This is a genomic window from Mycobacterium sp. NPDC050441, assembly GCF_040655355.1.
Classification (GTDB): domain Bacteria; phylum Actinomycetota; class Actinomycetes; order Mycobacteriales; family Mycobacteriaceae; genus Mycobacterium.
The window spans coordinates 470,433-489,686 of sequence record NZ_JBFAJS010000002.1 but is presented as its reverse complement, the minus strand read 5'-3'; the positions used below and the strand labels follow the sequence as shown (position 1 = coordinate 489,686).

Sequence of the window (19,254 nt, the reverse complement as noted above, 5' to 3'; positions counted from 1 at the left end):
TCCTTCCTTGCCGATCTGAAAAAGTTTTCAGTATCAAAACTACTTAGTTGGGCGAATGATATCTATGTCCTGTTGCACCCAAGCGCGCGGGACGCCGATGCGCAACCCTTATCCGCACATTGATGCGTACGTCGCGTCACCCGTCGAGCTTGCCCAGGAACGCCCCGATCGCGTCCACGATACGGGTGGCCATCAGGGTCTTCGAACCGTGTTCCAATGCGGCCTCAGCGCCGTCGGCACTCAGTAACCAACCGTCGTTGTTGTCCACCTCGAACGCACGGTTCTCCCCCACTGCGTTCACCACCAGCAGGTCACATCCCTTGCGCCGGAGTTTGGCCCTGGCGTGGAACAGCACGTCGCCATTGGCATCGCCGGTCTCAGCGGCGAAGCCGACGATGGCCCGCATGTTCGGCAGCTGCCCCTCGGTCCGGGCGCGCACCGCGCCGGCGAGCACGTCGTCGTTGCGGACGAGGTCGATGGAATTGGGCTCGGAGGCGCTGCCCTTCTTGATCTTGCTGGTGGCCACCTGCGCAGGCCGGAAGTCCGCGACGGCCGCGGCCATCACCAGGACGTTGGACTCGGGCGCGTACTTGGACACCGCGTCACGCAATTGCGCGGCTGAACCGATGTGTACGACGTCGACGCCGGCCGGGTCGACCAGACCGGCCGTGTTACCAGCGACAAGAGTCACCTCTGCGCCTCGCTGGGCCAGGACGCGGGCCACGGCGTACCCCTGTTTGCCGGAGCTGCGGTTGCCGATGAACCGCACCGGATCGATGGGCTCACGGGTACCGCCGGCAGTCACCAGGGCCTTGACCCCGGCCAGGTCGTAGGGCAGGGAATCGCCCCGCTCCAGCAGCAACTGCGCGAAAGTAGCGATCTCTTCGGCCTCAGGTAGGCGTCCCGCACCGCTGTCGGCTCCGGTGAGCCGTCCAGATGCGGGTTCCAGCACCACGGCGCCCCGGCGGCGCAAAGTGGCCACGTTGTCGACGGTGGCCGGGTGGAACCACATCTCGGTGTGCATCGCCGGAGCGAACAACACTGGACATCGCGCCGTGAGGAGCGTGGCGGTCAGCAGGTCGTCGGCCCGGCCGGCCACGGCACGCGCCAACAGATCGGCGGTGGCGGGTGCGACGACGACGAGATCGGCCTCCTGGCCGATACGGACGTGCGGCACCTCGTGGACGTCGGTGAAGACGCCCGTGTGCACCGGGTTGCCCGACAGGGCTTCGAACGTGGCGGCCCCGACGAAGCGCAGGGCCGACTCGGTGGGCAGCACGCGCACCGAGTGGCCGGCCTCGGTGAGTTGACGGACCAGGGTGCACGCCTTGTAGGCGGCAATGCCGCCGGCCACACCGACGACGACTCGCTTACGCGCGCTCACGTGCCCGGCCCTGGCCTGGCTACTCGCCGCCCTCGGTGTGCTCGAGCAGGTCCTCGTGGATCTCCCGCATCGCGATCGACAGCGGCTTCTCCTGGAGACCGGGCTCGACCAGGGGGCCGACGTACTCAAGAATGCCGTCGCCCAGCTGGTTGTAGTAATCGTTGATCTGACGCGCCCGCTTGGCGGCGTAGATCACCAGCGCGTACTTGCTCGATGCGCGGTCCAACAACTCGTCGATGGGCGGGTTGGTGATGCCCAGCGGAGTGTCGTAGGCGCTGGCGGCGGACGAATCGATGTCGTCCGCAGCGGCCAGCTGCGCATCGGCGTGCGGGGTGCTCACTAAAAAGTCTCCTGGCGGTTATGGCGAAAATGCATTTTGCGAACAGCGTGCCGGTGGCGTGCGGATCCGATCGCGTCGGCCCCACCACGATGAGTCATCGACTGTCCACCAGCAAGGATACCAATTCAGCGCATGCAGAATCCAACTGGCGGTTCACCACGACCTGGTCAAAGTCAGATTTGGCCGCCATTTCGGCCCGCGCCGTCTCCAAGCGCCTGGCCATGACCTCGGGCGTCTCGGTCCCGCGGCCGGAAAGCCGGTTGACCAATTCGTCCCAGCTCGGCGGTGCCAGGAACACCGATACCACCTCGGGCATGGCCTGCTTGACGGCGTGCGCCCCGGCCAGATCGACCTCGATCAGCACCGGGCGCCCGGCCCGGGTGGCGTCCCGAACCGGCTGGGCCGGCGTCCCCGAGCGATGTAATCCGCCGTGGATGTCGGCCCATTCGAGCAGCTCACCGTCATCGATCAGCTGCTGAAACTGTTCTTTGGACACGAATGTGTAGTCGACTCCGTCGACCTCGCCCGGCCGCGGTGCTCTGGTCGTGACCGAGACGGAGAAATACAGGTCGGGAAGCCGCTCCCGCAGACAGCGGACCACGGTGGACTTCCCGACGGCGGAGGGACCGGACAACACGACGACCGGAGCCGTTGCTGTGTGTTGTCCGGCCCCTCTACCAGCGCTCAATGCGAGAGCCTCTACTGGTCGAACTTCTCCAGGAGGGCCTTGCGCTGACGATCACCGAGACCGCGCAGACGGCGGGTCGGAGCGATCTCCAGCTCGGTCATGATCTCCTGCGCCTTGACCTTGCCGACCTTGGGCAGGGCCTCCAGCAGCGCGGAAACCTTCATCTTGCCCAAGACCTCATCGGTCTCGGCGTCGGTGAGCACCTGCTTGAGGTTGGTGCCGCCACGCTTGAGCCGATCTTTGAGCTCGGCTCGCGCTCGACGTGCGGCAGCAGCCTTCTCCAACGCTGCCGCGCGCTGTTCGTCGGTCAACTGGGGAAGGGCCACGGTTTCCTCCGTCTCCTGGCGATTTATCTTCGGCCATCACTTGTTTTGTACGGCTGGAGTGCAAACCAGCCAGCGACGACGACCGTACCCACGCGGGCCGACTAACGCTAACCCCACCCCCTGGTTACGGCGCTAAAAGCCCAGCGTGTAGTGCGCTCCGCCGACCCCCGGTTTTCCCCCGAAATCGCGTCCCAGCACCGATCCCGGCGGCTCGGGAGGCCGGATATTCCTGCAAGTCAATGGTTTTCGAGGACCCGGCAGCTAAGTCCGACGACGATCCACCCCCGCGGCTCCGTCCCCAGAACCCGGGATTACCGGCGGGTAAAAAAAGTTTTCGCTGGTCACGGCGTGTCGGGCGTGTCGGAACCGGTGACGCGCACGTCAAACGACGGCGCGTGAACACGATGCCTAACCCTTGCCCAGTCGCCGCATAACGCTTACACAGCTTGGCTAAATAGCGTCCGGTGAACGGGTAACCCACGCCCATGAAGGGAAGCTGGACATGAACATCAAGCGTCTGACCTGCGCTTCTGCCCTGACCTTGGCCCTCGGGACCTCCATCCTGAGCGCCGGGGCCGGGCTGGCGGCGGCCCAACCCGGACCGCCGTGCAACTTCGGCAACTGCCAGGGCCCGGGCGGACCCGGTGGACCGGGAGGGCCAGGAGGGCCAGGAGGGCCAGGAGGGCCCGATCATCCGGGCGGACCGGGCGGACCGGGCGACCGTGGCGGACCCGGTTGGCAGGGCGACCACGGCGGCCCCGGCGGGCCCGGTGACCGCGGCCCAGGTGGACCCGGAGGACCCGGTGACCGCGGCCCAGGTGGACCCGGAGGACCCGGTGACCGCGGCCCTGGATGGCCGGGCGACCACGGCGGACCTGATGACCGCGGCGGCCACTGGGGCCCGCCACCCCCCGATCTGTCCTGGCGCGGGATGGACCAGGGCCGGTTCGACCACCAGCCGTTCAACTACAACGGCAGGTGGGTGACACCGCTGTTCAATCCGGACTTCAACGGATGGGGATTCTGGTTCTTCGGAATCTGGATTCCGCTGTGACCCGGTGCGCCGCACCGTGTCTGGCAGCGCATCAACCAAACCGGTTGTATCCGAGCGGTTCTCGCCGGACAGATCGGGCTGCCCACTGCGGCAAACTGTGAAGCGCTGATGAAAAGGCGGACCGCCACCGGGGCGGTCCGCCTTTTCCGCTTCCTTGATGCCTTGCCACCCCATACGATATGACCGTGATCCGATCGCTGAGCGCGGTACTCACCCTGCTGTTGATCGGACTGACAGCGAACGTCGCGGCCCCGGCATGGGCGTGTGGATGCGGCGCGTATATCCCCGACCGTCAGGGCGCCACTGTCGCCGACGAGCGTGCACTCGTCGCGTGGGACGGCGTCACCGAGGACATCCTGATGTCGTTCAACGTGCGGGGCAGCTCACCAAAGGCGGCCTGGATCATGCCGGTTCCCTCGGAAGCCGAAGTCACGCTCGGTGAATCGGCGGTCTTCAGTGCGTTGGCCGCGCTGTCGGCACCGCGTATCGAGTACCACGACTCCTGGTGGCCGACGTTCGGCTGGTTGTCCGCGATGTTCACCCAGCGCGGCGACGGCCTTGTCAGTGCCACGGCTCCCGACGGGGTCACGGTGCGCAGCCAACAGCGACTCGGGCCGTTCAACGTCACCCGGCTGGCCTCCGACGATCCGCATGCATTGGCCTCGTGGTTGTCCGAGAAGGGTTTTCCGCAGCCGCCCAGCCTGGCCGAGGACCTCACGCCGTATGTCTCCGAGGGCTGGGAGATCGTGGCCATTCAGCTGTTTCCCGAGGCCGCCGGCCAGACCCTCACCGGAAATCTTCAGCCATTGCGGTTGTCGTTCGCCTCCGACACCGTGATCTACCCGATGCGCCTGTCCCGCGCGGCAAAGCTCCCACTCGCCGTCGACCTGTATCTGCTGGCCGGCCACCGTATGGATCCGACCGCACTCCCCGTCTCCGGGCGCAACCCCGACTTGCAGTTCGCCGGACGCATATCGAGCCGGATGCGCGAGCTCGATACGTACCTCGAAGCGGGTGACTACCTGACCCGGTGGACCGACACCATCGACTCCCCCGCGTCGATCGACGGCGATTACGGCTTCGCTCCCGCTGCAGCGGACGACGACTACCAGGCCGTGATCCACCGCGAACGGGATCGGGGCGACCTCACCGGACTGGCCGTGTTGGTGGCCGCCGCGATCGGTGCCGTGGCCGTCGCCGTGCGGGCGCTGCGGGTCCGCGGCCGCCGTCAGGCGAGATAGGCGACCTCGTCGCGCAGGCGTTCGGCCGCCGCGCGCAGATCGGCCACCGCCGGGCCCGCCCGAAGCACCTCGCGCGAGACCGTGGGCAGCACCAGTCGGGCCCCACCGAACCCACTCAATGCGTCGGCACGCCCGCCCTGGGCGCCGACACCGGGCACCAACACCGGCCCACCCAGTGCGCTCAGATCCGGTAGTTCGGTCACCGTCGCCCCGACCACCACACCGACCGATCCGGTGGAAGGGGTGGCGGCCCGATTCGCTGCGGCTCGATTGACACGGGCCACGTCGTCGACGACGGACTGGGCCACGGTGCGTGACCCGGCCATCGCCCGCTGCACACTCGGTCCCTCCGGGTTGGAGGTGGCGGCCAGCACGAACACCCCACGACCGTTGGCCGCGGCGGTGTCCAGCAGGGGCTGCAATGAACCGAAACCCAGATATGGCGATGCGGTCACTGCGTCGGCCGCCAGCGGCGAATCTCCGGCCCACGCTGCCGCGTAGGCGGCCATCGTCGAGCCGATGTCCCCGCGCTTGGCATCGGCCAGCACCAGCACCCCGGCCTCGCGCAGCGCCGCCATCGTGCGTTCCAGCACCGCGAAACCCGCTGAGCCGTAGGCCTCGAAGAACGCCACCTGTGGCTTGACCATCGCGAATCCCGCGAATGCCGTCACACAGATGTCGCTGAACGCCGCCAGTCCGTCGGCGCCGGTGGGCAGACCCCATGCCCGCAGCAGTTCGGGATGCGGGTCGATGCCGGGGCACAGGGGTCCCCGCTCCGACACCGCGGCGGCCAACCGTTGCCCGAAAGCGTCCATCGTCAGCGCGATTCCAGCACGCTGTGCAGTTCCTGCAGTGACATCACGCCGATGTCGCCACGGATAGCCGCCTCGATGCCCTGTACCGCCGCCGAGGCTCCCTGCACCGTCGTCACGCACGGGATGTTCATCGACACAGCGGCCGAACGGATCTCGTAACCATCGACGCGCGGCCCGGAATTTCCGTACGGCGTGTTGATCACCATGTCTACCTCGCCCGCCTTGATGGCATCGACCGAGGACGGCAGAGGTGTGGCTCCGTGAGGTTCCTCAGAGTGCTTGCGCACCTCATCGCACGGAATACCGTTGCGGCGCAACATCTCCGCAGTGCCCTCGGTGGCCAGCACCCGGAATCCGAGATCCGCCAGCCGCTTGACCGGGAACACCAGCGAGCGCTTGTCGCGGTTGGCCACCGACACGAAGACGGTGCCCGAGGTCGGCAGCGACCCATAGGCCGCGGTCTGGCTCTTGGCGAACGCGGTACCGAAGTCGTGGTCGATACCCATCACCTCGCCGGTCGACTTCATCTCCGGTCCCAGCAGCGAGTCGACCTGGGCACCGTCGGCCCGGCGGAACCGGTGGAACGGCAGCACGGCTTCCTTGACCGCCACCGGCGCGTTGCGGGCAATGTTGGCCCCGTCGCCGGTTTCGTTCAGCACGCCCTCCGCACGCAACTCGGCGATGGTGGCGCCCAGCATCACCCGGGCACAGGCCTTGGCCAGAGGCACCGCGGTGGCCTTCGATACGAACGGCACAGTACGGCTGGCGCGCGGGTTGGCCTCCAACACGTAGAGCACGTCGTCCTTGAGCGCGTACTGGACGTTGAGCAGTCCGACCACGCCGATGCCGTGGGCGATGGCCTCGGTCGCGCGGCGCACCGCTTCGATGTCGCTGCGGCCCAACGTCACCGGGGGCAGCGCGCACGCCGAGTCGCCGGAGTGGATACCGGCCTCCTCGATGTGCTCCATGATCCCGCCGATGTACACCTCGTTGCCGTCGCACAGCGCGTCGACGTCGATCTCGATCGCGTCCTCGAGGAAGCGGTCGACCAGCACCGGATGTTCCGGGGACAGCTGGGTGGCTCGGGCGATGTAGCCCTCCAGGGTCGACTCGTCGTAGACGATCTCCATGCCGCGCCCGCCCAGCACATAAGAGGGACGCACCAGCACGGGATAACCGATGTCGGAGGCGATCCGCCGGGCCTGTTCGAAGCTGGTGGCGGTGCCGAACCGTGGAGCGGGCAGGCCCGCGTTGACCAGGACCTCGCCGAAAAGCCCACGATCCTCGGCCAGGTCGATGGCGTCTGGCCCGGTGCCCACGATCGGCACCCCGGCAGCTTCGAGGCGCTTGGCCAGGCCCAGCGGCGTCTGGCCGCCGAGCTGCACGATCACGCCGACGACGCCGGGACCGGCCCCGTCCTCACCCTTACCCGAGGTGTCCTCGGCGTAGTAGACCTCCAGCACGTCCTCGAAGGTGAGCGGCTCGAAGTACAACCGGTCGGCGGTGTCGTAGTCGGTGGACACCGTCTCGGGGTTGCAGTTGATCATCACGGTTTCGAAGCCGACCCCACTCAACGTGGTCGCGGCATGCACACAGCTGTAGTCGAACTCGATGCCCTGACCGATCCGGTTCGGCCCCGACCCCAGGATCAGCACCTTGGGCTTCTCGGTCTGCGGGGCCACCTCGGTCTCGGCGGCGGGGTCCAGCTCGTAACTGCTGTAGTGGTACGGCGTCTTGGCGTCGAACTCGGCCGCGCAGGTGTCCACGGTCTTGTACACCGGGTGGATATCGAGCCGGCGGCGCAGCGCACGCACCCCCGACTCGCCGGCCAGTTCCGGTCGCAGTGCGGCGATCTGGCGGTCCGAGAGCCCGCTGTGCTTGGCCCGCCGGAGCAGTTCGGCGTCGAGCACCGGCGCTTCGAGCAGTTCGACACGCAGCGCGACCAGACCGGCGATCTGCTCGATGAACCACGGGTCCACACCGGAGGCCTCGGCCACCTGCTCGACGCTGGCGCCCAGGCGCAGCGCGTGCTCGATGTCGTAGAGCCTGCCGTCCACCGCGGTGCGCAGGCCGGTCAACAGCTGTTCGACCGTCAGGTCGGGGTCCGGACCGGTCCAGAACCCGGCCCGGCTGGTCTCCAGTGACCGCATCACCTTGCCGAGCGCCTCGATGAAGTTGCGGCCCAAGGACATCGCCTCGCCGACCGACTTCATCGTGGTGGTCAGCGTGGCGTCGGCGCCGGGGAACTTCTCGAACGCGAACCGCGGCGCCTTGACCACGACGTAGTCCAGCGTGGGCTCGAAGCAGGCCGGGGTTTCCTTGGTGATGTCGTTGACGATCTCGTCGAGGGTGTAGCCGATGGCGAGCTTCGCCGCGATCTTGGCGATCGGGAAGCCCGTCGCCTTCGACGCCAGCGCACTCGACCGCGACACGCGCGGGTTCATCTCGATGACGATCAGGCGGCCGTCGCGCGGGTCGATCGCGAACTGGATGTTGCAGCCGCCGGTGTCGACTCCCACCTCGCGCAGGATCGCGATACCCAAGTCGCGCATCTTCTGGTACTCGCGGTCGGTCAGCGTCATCGCCGGCGCAACGGTCACCGAGTCTCCGGTGTGCACGCCCATCGGATCGAAGTTCTCGATCGAGCAGACCACCACGACGTTGTCGCGGCTGTCGCGCATGAGCTCGAGCTCGAATTCCTTCCACCCGTAGATGGATTCCTCGATCAGCACGTTCGCCGAAGGCGAGGCGGCCAGGCCGTCACCGGCCATCCGCTCGACGTCCTCGGCCGAGTACGCCATGCCGGATCCCAGTCCGCCCATGGTGAAGGACGGGCGGACGACGACGGGCAAGCCCAGCTCGGCGACCGTATCCCGGACCTCGTCCATGGTGAAACACACACGGCTGCGGGCGGATTCACCGCCCACCTTGGCGACGATGTCCTTGAACTTCTGCCGGTCCTCACCGCGCTGGATCGCCTCGAAGTCGGCGCCGATGAGTTCGACCCCGTACTTCTCCAGGATGCCGTTCTCATGCAGAGCCACCGCGGTGTTCAGCGCGGTCTGTCCGCCCAGAGTGGCGAGCACGGCGTCGATCTTGTTGCCGCGCTCGGCCTGCTGGACGATGACCTTCTCGACGAACTCCCAGGTGATCGGCTCGACGTAGGTGTTGTCGGCGTACTCGGGATCGGTCATGATCGTCGCCGGGTTCGAGTTGACCAGGCTGACCTGGAGGCCCTCGGAACGCAGCACCCGGCAGGCCTGGGTGCCCGAGTAGTCGAACTCGCAGGCCTGACCGATGACGATCGGGCCGGAGCCGATCACCAGCACATGGTTGAGGTCAGAGCGACGTGGCATTACTTCTCTCCTGCCATCAGGTCTACGAACTGGTCGAACAGGTATTCCGCGTCGTGTGGTCCGGCCGCGGCTTCCGGGTGGTACTGGACCGAGAACGCCCGGCCATCGGCCAGCCGGATCCCTTCCACCACACCGTCGTTGGCGCAGGTGTGGCTGACTTCGGCAGTACCGAAGGGGGTGTCGAACTTCTCCCCCGCCTCACCCTCCAGGGCGAAGCCGTGGTTCTGGGCGGTGATCGCGACCCGCCCGGTGATGTGGTCGATGACCGGGATGTTGATGCCGCGGTGGCCGAACACCATCTTGTAGGTGGACCGACCCAGGGCGCGGCCCAGGATCTGGTTGCCGAAGCAGATGCCGAACAACGGGATTCCGGCGCCGAGCACCTCACGGGTCACCGCGACGATGTGATCGGCGGTGGCCGGATCACCGGGGCCGTTGGACAGGAACACCCCGTCCGGCTTGAGGTCGGCGATCTGATCGAAGGTCACCGATGACGGCAGCACGTGGCTGCGGATCCCGCGCCGGGCGAAGTTGCGCGGGGTGTTGGTCTTGATGCCCAGGTCGATCGCCGCGACCGTGAACCGGTGGCCGCCTTCAGGTTCCACGATGTAGGAGCTGTCAGTACTGACCTGGCCGGCCAGGTCGGCGCCCAGCATCGAGGGCTGGTCGAGAACCCGGGCCACCAGCTCGTCCAAGGACGCCGCACCTGAGCCCGATGTCGCCGCCAACGCGGCTCCGCTGAACACCCCGGCCTTCATCGACCCGCGGGTGCGCAGGTGGCGCACCACTGCCCGGGTGTCGATCCCGGCGATGCCCACGATGCCCTGCCGGATCAGCTCGTCGTCGAGCGTCCCGCTGGCACGCCAGTTCGATGCCCGAGGCGAGGGGTCACGCACGGCGTAACCGGCCACCCAGATCTTGTCGTCGCGGCTTTCGCCGTCCTCGGTGTTCCACCCGGTGTTGCCGATCTGCGGTGCGGTGGCGATCACGATCTGGCCGTGGTAGCTGGGATCGGTGAGCGTTTCCTGGTAACCCGACATGCCGGTGGAGAACACCGCTTCCCCGAGGGTCGCACCGACCGCTCCGAACGTCGTGCCGGTGAAGACGCGTCCGTCCTCGAGTACCAGGACCGCCTTGCCAGATAGGCGGCCCGCCGCCGTGTCGTTTCGTGTGTTGCTCGTCATTCGTCTTCCTCCAGCCAGCGGTCGTACTCTGCGCGATTGTCAGCACGGAACCCGGTGTCGATCTCGGTGCCCGAGGGCAGCCGCCACCTGATGGCCAGGATTCCGTCGTAAGTCAGTGCCTTGCCTGCGATTCCACGCTCGGTCCTGATCGCGGTGACCGCCTCGGCAGGAATCCAGACCGGGCCGGCCCCGCTGCGCTGCAACATGATTCCCTCGGGGTAGCGGGTCAGCACAGCCTTGGCCCGGAAGCCCAGGCTGCCGGCGGCCACCTTGTCGTTCCAGTGCGGCACCACGGTGCTGCCGACGTACATGCCCTTCATGGGCGGGATGATCGATGCGCTGACGGTGTCGGGCAGGGGCGGCAGGGTGCCGATCAGTTCGGCCTGGCGCTGGGCACGATGCAGCCAGCCGCGCATCATCTGTCGGATCAGGAAAGCGATCAGCACGGCCAGCAGAGCGGCCAGGATCAGCGATGCGATCAGCGTGGGGGTGTTCACCGCAAACACTTCCCGTGTAGCGCGGTGATCTTGCCCCGCAGCAGTGTGGCGGTCACGGTCGCGGGCAGCGCCATCGATTCGAAGGGCGTGTTGTCCGACCGGCTGGCCAGCTCATCGCCTTCGACCGTCCAGGTCGCGTCGGGATCGATCACCGTGAGGTTGGCCGGCTCTCCCACTTCCAGCGGCCGGCCCTGATCGGGCAGCCCGACGATGGCCGCAGGGGCCTCGCTCATCACCTTGGCCACACCGCGCCAGGTCAGCAGGCCGGGCCGCACCATGGTCTCGGCCACCACCGACAGCGCGGTCTGCAGGCCGAGCATCCCTGGACGGGCGACCGAGAATTCACAGCACTTCTCGTGCTCGGCGTGCGGGGCATGGTCGGTGGCCACGCAGTCGATGACCCCGTCGGCCAGCGCCTGACGCAAGGCCTCCGCGTCGCTGGATTCCCGTAGCGGCGGGTTGACCCGGTTGCGTCCGTCATAGCTCGCCAGCCGGTCGTCATCGAGCAGCAGGTGGTGCGGCGTGACCTCGGCGGTGATCGAAATACCTTGTGCCTTGGCCCATTTCAGCAATTCAACGGTGCCCGCGGTGGACGCGTGGCAGATATGTACCCGGGCACCGGCATCGCGGGCCAGGATCGCGTCGCGGGCCACGATCGATTCCTCGGCCGAGCGCGGCCAGCCCGCCAGCCCGAGTTTGGCCGCGTTGGGCCCCTCGTGGGCGACCGCACCGACGGTCAGCCGCGGCTCTTCGGCATGCTGGGCGATGAGCACTCCCAGGCCGGTGGCGTATTCGAGCGCCCGCCGCATCACCAGCGGATCATCGACGCACAGACCGTCGTCGGAGAACATCCGTACCTGACCGACGCCGTCGGCCATCAGGCCCATCTCGGTGAGCTGCTTGCCCTTGAGTCCGACGGTGACCGCGCCGACCGGGTGCACGTCGACCAGGCCCACCTGCTGGCCGCGGTTCCACACGTGGTCGGTGACCACCGCGGAATCGGCGACAGGATCGGTATTGGCCATCGCGAACACCGCGGTGTAGCCACCGAGAGCCGCTGCCGCCGAACCGGTTTCGATGTCCTCGGCGTACTCGCGGCCCGGCTCGCGCAGATGGGTGTGCAGGTCGACGAAGCCCGGCAGCAGCACCTGGCCGGCGGCCTCGATCACCTCGGCACCCTTGGGAGCTGTGAGGGCCGAACCGATCTCGGCTATCTGGCCGTCGGCGATCAGTACGTCGAGTCGGTCGCCCTCGCCGTAGATCCGGGCCCCGCGAATGAGTACCTGCTGCGTCATACGCTGATCGCCTCCCGATCCGCGCCCACCAGCAGATGGAACAGCACCGCCATCCGCACATGGACACCATTTGAAACCTGTTGCAGAACAGCCGATTGCGAAGAATCAGCAACCGGGAACGCGATCTCCATACCGCGCAGCATCGGTCCCGGGTGCAGCACCACGGCGTTGCCGGGCAGCATGGCCTGACGCTTCTCGGACAACCCGTAGCGCACCGAGTACTCACGGGCCGAAGGGAAGAACGCACCGTTCATCCGCTCGGCCTGCACGCGCAGCATCAACACCGCGTCAGCGGCCGGCAACTCGGCGTCCAGGTCGTGCGACACCGTGACCGGCCATCCGGACACCCCGACCGGCAGCAGCGTCGGCGGCGCCACCAGCACCACCTCGGCGCCCAGGGTGGCCAGCAGCGACACGTTCGACCGGGCCACCCGGCTGTGCAGGACGTCGCCGACGATCACCACGCGCCTGCCCTCGATGGATCCGAGTCGTTGCCGGATGGTCAACGCGTCGAGCAGGGCCTGGGTCGGATGCTCATGGGTGCCGTCACCGGCGTTGATCACGCTGGGCCCCCCGCCCCCGTCCTCGGCGGTCCACTCCGCGAGCTGTTGTGCAGCTCCCGAGGCGGGGTGGCGGATGATCAGGGCGTCGGCGCCGGCGGCGCGCAGGGTCAGTGCGGTATCGCGCAGCGACTCCCCTTTGGCCACCGAGGATCCCGACGAGCTGACGTTGATCACGTCGGCGCTCATCCATTTGCCCGCAACCTCGAACGACACCCGGGTCCGGGTGGAGTTCTCGTAGAACATCGTGATGACGGTGCGGCCGCGCAACGTGGGCAGCTTCTTGACCTCGCGGCCCAGCAGCGCCTCGCGGAAGCGGTCGGCGTCATCGAGGATCGCCGTCGCGTCATCGCGGCTGAGGTCCGCAGCCGATAGGAGATGACGTGTCGTCATAGCGGTCGATTCCTCACGCAAGCGTTCGTCATTTCGAAATCACCACCCCGTCACGGTCGTCATCCTCGGACAGCAGCACATGGACACTCTCGGTCCGCGAGGTCGGCACGTTCTTGCCGACGTAATCGGCGCGGACCGGCAGTTCCCGGTGGCCGCGGTCGACCAGCACCGCCAGTTGCACCACCCGCGGACGACCGATGTCACGCAGCGCGTCCAGGGCCGAGCGCACCGAGCGCCCGGAGTAGAGGACGTCGTCGACGAGGATCACGACCGCGTCGTCGATGCCGCCGGGCGGGATCGACGTTGCCGCCAGTGGTCGCGGCGGCTTGAAGTTGAGGTCGTCGCGGTACAGCGTGATGTCGAGCGCACCGACCGGCAACGCCACATCGGCGAACTCGCTGATCTTGTCGGCCAACCGCCTGGCGAGCGTCACGCCGCGCGTGGGGATGCCCAGGAGAACCACCCGCTCGCGTTCGGCGGGATCGTCGAGAGCAGTCTTTTCGATGATCTGATGGGCGATCCGGGAAATGGTGCGGCCGACGTCCGCCGCAGACAGCAATTCCCGGTCGGTACCTGAAGAGCCCATGAGGTGACTCTGACCTCCTTCTCCGCCTCTCGGGACGGATCGTTAAAGGACGTCGAACTGCTGGGCAGCTTAGCAGGCCGCACACCTGCGGCCCGTCACGGTCACCTCGCAGAGTCACTCATGACGGCGTCCAATTCGGTTCCCTTTGTCTCGGGCAACAGCACGGTCGAGACGATGCTGACGACGACGAACGCCGCCATCATCGCCCCAACAGCCCAGCTACCCAGCGTGGCCACCAGAACTCCGGCGACCAACGGCGGAATGGCCCCACCCACGATGCCGGCGAGGTTGAACGACAGGCCGGCGCCGGTGTAGCGGTAGCGGGTGGCGAAGATCTCAGGCAGGAACGAGGCGATCGGCCCATAGGACAACCCGAAGATGCAGAAGATGCCCGCGATCGCCACCGCGAAGCCCACCGGCGAACCAGAGTCGATCAGCGGCATCACCACGAACGCCCATGGCAAGGCGAGGCCGAACCCGGTGAGGATGACGCGGCGCCGACCGTACCGGTCACACAGCACGGCCGAGATCGCCGAGAAGATCATCAGTGCGACGCCGGCGAGCACACCGACACCGAGGATCAGGCTGCGCGGATGCCCGATGCGGGTGCTGGCGTAGCTCATCAGGTAGGTGCCGCCCAGAAAGCTCATGGTGAAGATGCCGACCATGCATCCTGCCGCGAGCGCCACCTGCCTGGTCTGGGTGCGGAACAGTTCGGTGAGCGGCGCCTTGGGCACGCCACCGGTCACCTGCTCCCGGGCGAAGACCGGCGTCTCGTCGATGCTCAACCGCACATAGAGCGCCACGATCAACAGCACCGCACTGAAAAGGAACGGCAGCCGCCAGCCCCAGTCCAGGAACACCGCGCTCTTCTCGCCGATGGTCACACTGACCACGAAGACCACCAGGTTGCTCACCGCAAGCCCGGCCCCCGCACCGAGCTGGGTGAACATCCCGTACATGCCGCGCTTCCCGACTGGCGCGTACTCGGCGCTCAGCAGCGCCGAACCCGCCCATTCGCCACCGACGGCGAAGCCCTGCAACAGCCGCAGCGCCAGCAGGATGATCGGTGCGGCGACGCCGATCGTCGCTGCGCTGGGCACCAAACCGACGCAGATGGTCGACAGACCCATGATCAACAGCGTCGCTATCAGAGTCTTCTTGCGGCCCAATCGATCTCCGAAATGGCCGAACACCGCGGCACCGATCGGGCGGGACAGGAAGGCGACCGCGAAGGTCCCCAGCGAGGAGATCGTCGCCATCGTCGGCCCCATGTTCGGGAAGAACACGTGGGGAAAGATCAAGGCGGCGGCGGTGCCGTAGATGTAGAAGTCGTAGAACTCGATCGCAGTGCCGACGAAACTCGCGAACGCCACCCGCTTCATCGGGTTCACGGAGCCCGGTTCACCGTCGATCTGGTCCTGCTGGGTCATGTGCCTCTTCTCACGCCGCGATCTCGCCAGAGAAGTATCACCCACGCTTCGGTTCAGGCCATCTCGAATCCGTGATAACCCGCCACGGCCACGCCGTCACCGATCTGCTTGTAGACGCCGACACCGGCGACGAAGGGCAGGAACACCCGTCGCTTGCCGGGCACGTTGGCGCCCATGTACCACGAGGCGGCTTGCGGCAGCAGCGTGAGATCGGCGGTGTCATTGGTGATGTTGACCCAGTTGTCCTCGGCCTCGAGGTCGGCTTCCATGCGGCTCAGTCCGTGCCGGCGCAGGTGCACGAGCGCCGCGCTGATCCACTCGACGTGATATTCGATCGAGGTGAGCATGTTGGACAGCACCGAGGGGCTCTGCGGCCCGGTGACGGTGAACAGGTTCGGGAACCCCGCCGACATCAACCCGAGATAGGTCCGCGGACCCGCTGCCCACTTCTCCCGGAGGATGCCGGTGACGCCGTTCTCGTCGACTGCCCGGATGTCGATCGCGTTCAATGCTCCGGTCATGGCGTCGAATCCGGTGGCCAGCACGATCACGTCGAACTCGTGCTCGATGTCGCCGGCGAGGATGCCCCGCTCGGTGATCCGGCGCAGAGGCTCCTCGTTGAGATCGACCAGCGTCACATTGTCCTGGTTGTACACCTCGTAGTACCCGGTGTCGACGCAGAGTCGTTTCGCCGCGATCGGGTAGCTCCGCGGCGTCAACTTCTCGGCGAGCTGCGGATCGTTGACCTTGTGCCGGATCCGGTTCCGCACATACTCGGCGGCGGTCTCGTTGGCCATCGGATCGAGCAGCAGATCGTAGAACGACTGCTGGAAACACAGTCCGCCGTCGTCCCAGCGCCGGTTGAGCTCGGCACGCGTGGCATCGCTGTCGAGATCGCCGAAGAACGGCGGCAGATCGGCACCGTCACCGCACTGCGCGCCGCCCCGCGACAGGCGGCTGATGTCCCGGAACTGTGGGTAGTGCGGTTTGACGGCAGCCAATTCCTCGGTGATCGGCCGGTTCTGCGCCGGAACGGCATACGGCGGCGTGCGCTGGAATACCGTCAGCGCTCCGACCACCGGTGCGATCACGGTAATCGTCTGCACGCCAGAGGAACCCGTACCGACGACAGCGACCCGTTTGCCCTCGAGGTCCGCTCCACCCACCGGCCAGTCCCACGTCCAGAGGATGTCGCCGGCGAAATCGGCCAGCCCCTCGAACGACGGCGTCAACGGTTTGGACAGGCATCCGGTCGCCGCGATCACGAAGGTCGCCGTGACGCAGTCACCAGATTCGGTAGTGGTGCGGGCACCGGACTCGGTCGTGACGGTCCACTCGTTACTGGTGCCGTCGAAATCCATTGCGGTAACCCGGGTATCGAACCTGATGTGAGGGCGCAGGCGGTACCGGTCGGCGACGTGTCTGGCGTAGGCCAACAACTCCGGCTGGGCCGCATAACGTTCCGTCCAGTTCCACGACTGCTGCAGCTCCGGGTCGAATGAATAGGAATACTCGATCGATTCGATATCGCAGCGGGCCCCGGGGTAACGGTTCCAGTACCAGGTACCACCCACCTCCGGGCCGGCCTCGAGGATGCACGCGTCGAATCCGAGCTCACGCAACTTGTGAAGCTGGTAGAGGCCGGCGAAACCGGCGCCGATGATGATCACGTCGTGGTCGGCCACCATTCACACCGCCTTTCGGTCGGACCGGTACGCGTCGAGGAACGTCCCGATATGGTTGGCGACCAACGACATTCCGGTTTGATAACCAGGCAGGATGTTCGCCATCTGGAAGTACGCGTGCATTTGGCCGGCTGCCTCCTCCAGCGTCACGCTCACCCCGGCTTCAGCCAGCGCGGATGCGTAGGCGACCCCCTCGTCGTGCAGGGGGTCGTATTCGGCAACGTAGACGAGGGCGGGCGGAAGACCGGTGAGGGTGGGCGCCCGCAGCGGCGAGGCGTCCGGGTTCGTGCGTGCGTCCAGATCGGGAAGGTAGTGCGCCCAGAACCAGATCATGGTGTCCCGGCTGAGCATCAGCTGGTTTTCAGGTGCGACGTACGACGGCCGGTCGAAGTCGCAGTCGGTGACCGGATAGATCAGGGCCTGGTAATCGACCCTCGGCCCCTGCCGGTCACGGGCCCACCGCGCCATCACCGCGGCGATGTTGCCGCCCGCGCTGTCACCGGCCACGATCAGTGGCACACCGGTTGGTGCGAATTCGGCTGAATGCGCTGCGGCCCAGCGCAGCCCGATCCAACTGTCGTCGAGGGCGGTCGGGAACCGATGCTCGGGCGCCTTGCGGTAGTTCACCAGGACCACAGTGGAGTTGGTGAGGTTCGCCAGGTGCCGGGCGAGGTGGTCGTACTGCAGATCGATATCGCCGATCACCCAACCGCCGCCGTGGAAATACACGATCACCGAACGGGATTCGCCGTTGGGGACCAGGACGCGGACCCGGAACTTACCGCCGTCCTCGCCCTCGAGCTTGAGGTTGTGCACCGTGGCCACCTCTGGTCCGCGTCCGCTCATGCCCGCGAAGATCGGTCCGGCCATCCGCGCCATCGCCGGTGTGCCCTCGTGCATCGGTGGATCGCGTGTCTCGGCCAGTTGCGCCAGCAGTGCCTGGGTCACCGGTTCCAGCGGCATGCTGTGAACTCCATTCCGCCGGTCAGGTCAGCGCTGAATCGACTTGATCTCGAGGAATTCCTCGAGCCCGTACAGACCGGCCTCGCGCCCGTTGCCCGACTGCTTGTATCCACCGAAGGGGGCGTTGGCATTGAAGGCGCCCGCATTGATCTGCACCTGGCCGGCGCGGATCCGACGCGCGATGCTCTCGGCACGCTCCGGTGAGGCAGACCAGACTGCGCCGGCCAGGCCGTAATCCGTTGCGTTGGCGATCCGTACCGCGTCGTCGTCCGAGTCGTAGGCCTCGATCGCGAGAACCGGGCCGAAGACCTCTTCCCGGTGGATCGTCATGTCCTCGGTGACATCGGAGAACACGGTCGGCCGCACAAAGGCGCCGGGGGCGTCGGTTGCGGTCTCACCGCCGGTGACCAGGCGTGCGCCTTCGGCCATCGCCGTGCGGATGTGGCCGAGCACCCGTTCCTGCTGCGCCCGGGACGACAGTGGGCCCAATGCAGTCCCCTCGTCGCTGGGATCGCCCACCGGCAGTGCATCGGCAGTCGCCTTCGCGAGCGCCTCCACCTCGGCCAGCCTGTCGCGCGGGACGATCATGCGGGTCAGCGCCGAGCAGGTCTGCCCGGAGTTGAGCATCATCGTCTTGACCGATGCGGGCACGACCGAGTCCAGGTCGGCGTCGTCGAGAATGATGTTGGGGCTCTTGCCTCCGAGCTCCAGCGATACGCGCTTGACGGTGCGGGCGGCGACTTCCTGTACGCGCCGGCCGGCCCGCGTGGATCCGGTGAAGCTGACGATATCGACGTCGTCATGCCCGGCGATCGCCTCGCCGACATCCGCCCCGGTGCCGAACACCAGGTTGAACACGCCTGGGGGCAGGCCGATCTCGTCGATGATCTCGGCCAGCGCGAGCGCGCACAACGGCGTCACCTCGCTGGGTTTGACGACCACGGTGTTCCCCGCGGCCAATCCGTAGGCGACCTTCAGGGCGATCTGGTGCAAGGGGTAGTTCCAGGGCGTGATCGCACCCAGCACGCCGAACGGCTCCCGCACGATCGTCGATCCCCGGTACTCGCTCTCGAACTCGTACCCGCGCACGATGTTGGCGGCCTCGGCGAAACTGTTGAGCGGCAGTCCCACCTGGATCGCCCGGGAAATCGTGATGGGGCAACCCATCTCGGATGAGATGGTGCGGGCCACGTCCTCGGACCGCTCGGCCAACTTGCCGGCGATCGCGGTGAGGTAGTCGGCCCGCTCGCCCACCGGTGTGGCCGACCACGCCGGAAATGCACCTCGGGCGGCGGCGACTGCCGCGTCGACATCGGCGGTGGTGCCCGCCACGACCTCGGCGATCACCTCGTCGTTCGCCGGGTTGATGACGGGTATGCGGGTCGTTCCACTCGAAACTGCCCACTTGCCGTCAATGTAGTTGCTGTCGTGGTTCTGCATCAATGCCCCCTGTG

The 19,254-nt window shown here is 67.0% G+C and carries 17 protein-coding genes; 2 read left to right on the top strand and 15 right to left on the bottom strand.

Annotated features, from left to right (window positions below):
- Positions 1-136: 136 nt before the first annotated feature.
- From coaBC to mihF, 4 genes are all read right to left on the bottom strand, one after another.
- On the bottom strand, positions 137-1,384 hold the full coding sequence (gene coaBC / locus AB0I14_RS07445; protein ID WP_358018136.1) for a bifunctional phosphopantothenoylcysteine decarboxylase/phosphopantothenate--cysteine ligase CoaBC: 1,248 nt from the start codon (positions 1,382-1,384) through the stop codon (positions 137-139).
- A 19-nt stretch (positions 1,385-1,403) separates the two neighbouring features.
- Positions 1,404-1,697, bottom strand: coding sequence for a DNA-directed RNA polymerase subunit omega (gene rpoZ / locus AB0I14_RS07440; RefSeq protein WP_155916962.1), 294 nt, complete (start codon positions 1,695-1,697; stop codon positions 1,404-1,406).
- Between the two features lie 121 nt (positions 1,698-1,818).
- On the bottom strand, positions 1,819-2,412 hold the full coding sequence (gene gmk, locus AB0I14_RS07435) for a guanylate kinase (RefSeq protein WP_358018133.1): 594 nt from the start codon (positions 2,410-2,412) through the stop codon (positions 1,819-1,821).
- Positions 2,413-2,423: 11 nt separating this feature from the next.
- The gene (gene mihF, locus AB0I14_RS07430) at positions 2,424-2,738 is read right to left on the bottom strand and encodes an integration host factor, actinobacterial type (protein WP_003880790.1); all 315 of its coding nucleotides are present in this window, start codon (positions 2,736-2,738) and stop codon (positions 2,424-2,426) included.
- 502 nt (positions 2,739-3,240) lie between these two features.
- Between mihF and AB0I14_RS07425 the strand changes: the two genes are divergently transcribed.
- Both AB0I14_RS07425 and AB0I14_RS07420 read left to right on the top strand, forming a co-directional pair.
- A complete protein-coding gene (locus AB0I14_RS07425) occupies positions 3,241-3,792 on the top strand; it encodes a hypothetical protein (protein ID WP_358018129.1) in 552 nt (183 codons plus the stop codon).
- A 179-nt stretch (positions 3,793-3,971) separates the two neighbouring features.
- The gene (locus AB0I14_RS07420) at positions 3,972-5,033 is read left to right on the top strand and encodes a DUF2330 domain-containing protein (RefSeq protein ID WP_358018126.1); all 1,062 of its coding nucleotides are present in this window, start codon (positions 3,972-3,974) and stop codon (positions 5,031-5,033) included.
- On the opposite strand, the gene pyrF is transcribed toward AB0I14_RS07420, so the two are convergent.
- The 11 genes from pyrF to AB0I14_RS07365 form a co-directional block, all read right to left on the bottom strand.
- Positions 5,021-5,848 carry an orotidine-5'-phosphate decarboxylase gene (gene pyrF, locus AB0I14_RS07415; RefSeq protein WP_358018124.1) on the bottom strand — a complete coding sequence of 276 codons (828 nt, stop codon included), beginning with the start codon at positions 5,846-5,848 and terminating at the stop codon, positions 5,021-5,023. The genes AB0I14_RS07420 and pyrF overlap by 13 nt on opposite strands.
- Positions 5,849-5,850: 2 nt before the next feature.
- Positions 5,851-9,204, bottom strand: coding sequence for a carbamoyl-phosphate synthase large subunit (carB, locus tag AB0I14_RS07410; protein ID WP_358018122.1), 3,354 nt, complete (start codon positions 9,202-9,204; stop codon positions 5,851-5,853).
- Positions 9,204-10,388, bottom strand: coding sequence for a glutamine-hydrolyzing carbamoyl-phosphate synthase small subunit (gene carA, locus AB0I14_RS07405; RefSeq protein WP_358018120.1), 1,185 nt, complete (start codon positions 10,386-10,388; stop codon positions 9,204-9,206). Before carA ends, carB begins: the two co-directional genes overlap by 1 nt.
- Positions 10,385-10,885, bottom strand: coding sequence for a transporter (locus AB0I14_RS07400; RefSeq protein WP_358018117.1), 501 nt, complete (start codon positions 10,883-10,885; stop codon positions 10,385-10,387). The genes carA and AB0I14_RS07400 overlap by 4 nt, the downstream gene beginning before the upstream one ends.
- Positions 10,882-12,180 carry a dihydroorotase gene (locus AB0I14_RS07395; RefSeq protein ID WP_358018114.1) on the bottom strand — a complete coding sequence of 433 codons (1,299 nt, stop codon included), beginning with the start codon at positions 12,178-12,180 and terminating at the stop codon, positions 10,882-10,884. The genes AB0I14_RS07400 and AB0I14_RS07395 overlap by 4 nt, the downstream gene beginning before the upstream one ends.
- Positions 12,177-13,133 (bottom strand): aspartate carbamoyltransferase catalytic subunit, encoded by a 957-nt coding sequence (locus AB0I14_RS07390; RefSeq protein ID WP_358018111.1) that lies wholly within the window; start codon positions 13,131-13,133, stop codon positions 12,177-12,179. Before AB0I14_RS07390 ends, AB0I14_RS07395 begins: the two co-directional genes overlap by 4 nt.
- Positions 13,134-13,161: 28 nt before the next feature.
- Positions 13,162-13,719 (bottom strand): bifunctional pyr operon transcriptional regulator/uracil phosphoribosyltransferase PyrR, encoded by a 558-nt coding sequence (pyrR, locus tag AB0I14_RS07385; protein WP_358018108.1) that lies wholly within the window; start codon positions 13,717-13,719, stop codon positions 13,162-13,164.
- A gap of 101 nt (positions 13,720-13,820) precedes the next feature.
- Positions 13,821-15,152: an MFS transporter gene (locus AB0I14_RS07380; RefSeq protein ID WP_358018105.1), complete on the bottom strand. Its 1,332-nt coding sequence runs from the start codon at positions 15,150-15,152 to the stop codon at positions 13,821-13,823.
- A gap of 53 nt (positions 15,153-15,205) precedes the next feature.
- Positions 15,206-16,840, bottom strand: coding sequence for an NAD(P)/FAD-dependent oxidoreductase (locus AB0I14_RS07375; RefSeq protein WP_358018102.1), 1,635 nt, complete (start codon positions 16,838-16,840; stop codon positions 15,206-15,208).
- Positions 16,841-17,800, bottom strand: coding sequence for an alpha/beta hydrolase (locus AB0I14_RS07370; RefSeq protein ID WP_358018099.1), 960 nt, complete (start codon positions 17,798-17,800; stop codon positions 16,841-16,843).
- 27 nt (positions 17,801-17,827) lie between these two features.
- Complete coding sequence (locus AB0I14_RS07365; protein ID WP_358018096.1) at positions 17,828-19,240, bottom strand: aldehyde dehydrogenase family protein; 1,413 nt, start codon at positions 19,238-19,240, stop codon at positions 17,828-17,830.
- Positions 19,241-19,254: the final 14 nt, after the last annotated feature.